The 4411-nt window shown below is 66.6% G+C and carries 2 protein-coding genes; both read right to left on the reverse strand.

Annotated features, from left to right (window positions below; genetic code table 11):
• Positions 1–2743: formate dehydrogenase subunit alpha (gene fdhF, locus AC2FLM_RS22110; RefSeq protein WP_496859978.1), on the reverse strand; the 2743-nt coding region annotated here is incomplete at its 3' end.
• Position 2744: 1 nt separating this feature from the next.
• Positions 2745–4411 (reverse strand): NAD(P)H-dependent oxidoreductase subunit E (locus AC2FLM_RS22115; RefSeq protein WP_496859979.1); only part of this gene is annotated, 1667 nt, incomplete at its 5' end.

Here is a 4411-nt window from a genome sequence, read left to right on the forward strand (position 1 = left end):
TTACGGCTGCGTATTTGAACTCTGGGATTTTTCCGTAGGGGTCGAGGGCAGCGTTTGTGAGGATGTTTGCGGCGGCTTCGACATAGGCGAAGGGGAGGAAGACGTTGTCCTGGGCGATGGCGCGGTCGGCGCGGACCATGACCTGGACGCTGCCGCGCCGTGTGGTCAGGCGGATCATGTCGCCGGGCTCGATCCCCATTGCGCGCAGGGTGGCGGGGTGCATCGAGCAGTTGGCCTCGGGCTCGACGGCGTCAAGCACGCTGGCCCGCCGGGTCATCGAGCCGGTATGCCAATGCTCCAGCTGCCGCCCGGTGATCAGCACGAAGGGATAGTCCGCATCGGGCCGCTCGTCGGGTTCGACGATCCTGGCCGGGGTGAAGCGGGCCCGCTTGTTGGCGCGCGGGAAGCCGTCGCCAAAGACGATGGCCTGGCCCGGATCCTCGGGGCTGAGCGAGGGATAGGTGACCGCCTCGCCTTCGAGCCGCTCCCAGGTGATGTTGTCGAGCGATTTCATGTTGCGCTTCATCTCGGCGAAGACCTGGCTGGGGTGGGTGTAATCCCAGTCGAGGCCCAGGCGCCTGGCCAGTTCCACCTCGATCCACCAGTCTTCGCGCGCCTCGCCCGGGGGCGCCACGGCGGGGCGGCCCATCTGCACCTGGCGGTTGGTATTGGTCACGGTGCCGGTCTTTTCCGCCCAGGCGCTGGCGGGCAGGATCACGTCGGCATAGTTCGCCGTTTCCGTCAGGAAGATATCCTGCACCACCAGATGGTCGAGCATCGCCAGCGCGGCGCGGGCGTGGTCCACATCGGGGTCCGACATGGCCGGGTTCTCGCCCAGGATATACATGCCCCTGATGTCGCCATGGTGGATCGCATGCATGATCTCGACCACGGTCAGCCCCTTCTGGTTCGAGAAGTCGCCCGAGTTCCAGACAGAGGTAAAGGCCGAGCGCACGCCATCATCCGTCACCGACTGGTAATCGGGCAAAAACATCGGGATCAGACCCGCATCGGACGCGCCTTGCACGTTGTTCTGACCGCGCAGGGGGTGCAGGCCCGCGCCGGGCTTGCCCACATTGCCGGTCATCAGCGCCAGGGAGATCAGGCAGCGCGAGTTGTCGGTGCCGTGGATATGCTGGCTGACGCCCATGCCCCAGAAGATCATGCCCGCCTTGCCCGCGGCGAATGTGCGCGCCGCGTCGCGCAGATCACCGGCCGCGATGCCGCAGATGGGCTCCATCTTCTCAGGCGCGTAGTCGGCCAGATGCGCCTTCATCTCCTCCCAGTTCTCGGTGAACTGGTCGATATAGGCCTGGTCATACAGCCCCTCTTCGACGATCACATGCATCATCGCGTTCAGCATCGACACATCCGCGCCCGGCTTGAACTGCAACCGGTGGGTGGCAAAGCGGCCCATGCCGACGCCGCGCGGGTCGCAGACGATCAGCTTGCCGCCGCGCTTGGTGAACTGCTTGAAATAGGTGGCCGCAACAGGATGGTTCTCGATCGGGTTGCAGCCGATCACGATGGCCACATCCGCGTTCTCGATCTCGTTGAAGGTCGCGGTCACCGCGCCCGAGCCGACATTCTCGAGCAGCGCCGAGACCGAGGAGGCATGGCAGAGCCGGGTGCAATGGTCGACATTGTTATGGCCAAAGCCCTGGCGGATCAGCTTCTGGAACAGATAGGCCTCTTCGTTCGAGCATTTGGCGCTGCCAAAGCCCGCCACATAGCTGCCCTTTTGCGCGCGCAGATCGGCCAGGCCGCGGGCGGCAAAATCCAGCGCCTCCTCCCAGCTCGCCTCGCGGAAATGGCTCAGCGGATTGCCCGGGTCGACGTTCAGCCCCTTGGGCGCGCCCTCCCGCCGGATCAGCGGTTTGGTCAGCCGGTGCGGGTGGTCGATATAGTCAAAGCCGAACCGCCCCTTGACGCAGAGCCGGCTTTCGTTGGCCGGACCATCGACGCCGGTCACGTATTTGATCTTGTTGTCCTTGACCTTGAAGCTCAGCTGGCAGCCCACGCCGCAGAACGGGCAGACGGATGTGACCTCGCGGTCGTAATCGGCGCTGTCGCCATGCTGATAGCTGTCCAGCACGGTCGCCGGCATCAGCGCGCCGGTCGGGCAGGCCTGCACGCATTCGCCGCAGGCCACGCAGGTCGAGGCGCCCATCGGGTCGTTCTGGTCGAACACCACCTGCGCCCCGGCCCCGCGCCCGGCCATGCCGATCACGTCATTGACCTGCACCTCGCGACAGGCGCGCACGCAGAGATTGCAGTTGATGCAGGCATCCAGGTTGACCCGCATCGCCACATGGCTGTCGTCGAGCAGCGGCACGCTGTCGGGCGTCTTGGCGGGAAAGCGGCTCTCGCTCACCCCGTTCAGATCGGCCATGGCGTGGAAATGGCTGGACGCGTCATGCGCCACCTCGGGCTGGTCGGCCAGCAACAGCTCGACCACCATCTTGCGGGCGCCCTCGGCGCGGGCGCTGTCGGTGGTGACCACCATGCCCTCGGCCACCGGCCGGATGCAGGAGGCCACCAGCGTGCGCTCGCCCGCGACCTCGACCATGCAGGCGCGGCAATTGCCGTCCGGGCGATAGCCGGGGTCGGGCTTGTGGCAGAGATGCGGGATCACCAGGCCGCGGCCATGCGCCGCCTCCCAGATGGTCAGCCCCTCGGGCACGGTGACCTCTTCGCCGTTGAGGGTAAAGCTCACCATCTCGACATGTGCGCCGTCGGCCATCTCAGATCTCCTCCGCGAAGTGTTTCATGGTCAGCCGGATCGGGTTCGGCGCCGCCTGGCCCAGACCGCAGATCGAGGCATCCGCCATCACCTGGCACAGCTCTTCCAGCAGCGGCCGGTCCCAGTGTTCGGCCTGCATCAGCTTGACCGCCTTTTCGCAGCCCGCCCGGCAGGGGGTGCACTGGCCACAGCTCTCGTCCTCGAAAAAGCGCAGCATGTTCAGCGCCGCGTCGCGCGCGCTGTCCTGCTGGCTCAGCACCACCACCGCCGCCGAGCCGATGAAGCTGCCATGGGGCTGCAACGTGTCAAAATCCAGCGGGATGTCATCCATGCTCGCCGGCAGCAGGCCCGACGACGGCCCGCCCGGCTGATAGGCCTTGAACACATGGCCCGCCGCCATGCCGCCCGCCGCCGCGATCACGTCGCGGATGGTCGAGCCCGCCGGCAGCAGATGCACCCCGGGCTTCGCCACCCGGCCCGAGACCGAATAGCTGCGCAGGCCCTTGCGGCCGTTCTTCTCGACCGAATTCAGAACCTCCGGCCCCTCGCGGCAGATCCGCGCAACCCAATGCAATGTCTCGATATTATGGACCAGCGTCGGACGGTCGAACAGACCCACCTGCGCCACGAAGGGCGGCCGGTGCCGGGGCAGCCCGCGCTTGCCCTCGATGCTCTCGATCATCGCGCTTTCTTCGCCGCAGATATAGGCGCCCGCGCCCCGGCGCAGGTCGATATAGCCTTTGGCCACGATCCCGGCCGCCTCCAGCGCCGCGATCTCGGCGGCCAGGATCTCCAGCACGGCGGGGTATTCGTCGCGCATGTAGATATAGCAGGTCTCGGCCTCGACCGCCCAGGCCGCGATCAGCATGCCCTCGAGGAACAGATGCGGCACCCGCTCCAGGTAATGGCGGTCCTTGAAGGTGCCCGGCTCGCCCTCGTCGCCATTCACCGCCAGGTAACGCGGACCCGGATTGGCCCGCACAAAGCCCCATTTGCGCCCCGAGGGGAAACCCGCGCCGCCCAGACCGCGCAGGCCCGCCGCCAGCACGCTGTCCTGCACCGCTTCCCAGTCGCCGCCCGCCCGCAGGTCCTTGAGCACCGCATAACCGCCCGCCGCCGCATAGGCGTCGAACCCCTCGTAATCGGGCAGATGCGCATGGGTATCGCCCGCCGCAATCGCCGCCCGCACCTTCTCCGGCGTGGCGTGATCGATATGGTTATGGCCCAGCTCCAGCACCGGCGCCGTGTCGCAGCGCCCCATGCAGGGTGCCCGCAACACGCGCACCTGGCCCGGATCCAGCCCCTCTTCCAGCGCCGCGCGCAGCTGCTCGGCCCCGGCCAGCTCGCAACTCAGCGAATCGCAGACCCGGATCGTCAGCGCCGGCGGCGGTGTCTCGCCCTCCTTCACCACGTCAAAATGCGCGTAAAAGGTTGCGGTCTCGTAAACCTCCGCCTGCCCCAGCTTCATCTCGAACGCCAAAGCCGCAAGATGATCCGCCGACAGATGACCGTAAGCGTCCTGGATCAGGTGCAGAAACTCGATCAGCAAATCCCGCCGCCGCGGACGATCCCCCAACAAAGCCCGTACAGCCGCCAAACCCTCGTCGCTATAAACACGACCCTTCGGCAATCGACGCCCACGACCACGTCCACTCTTCCATACGCCCG

This window comes from Ruegeria sp. SAZD011 (assembly GCF_059612545.1).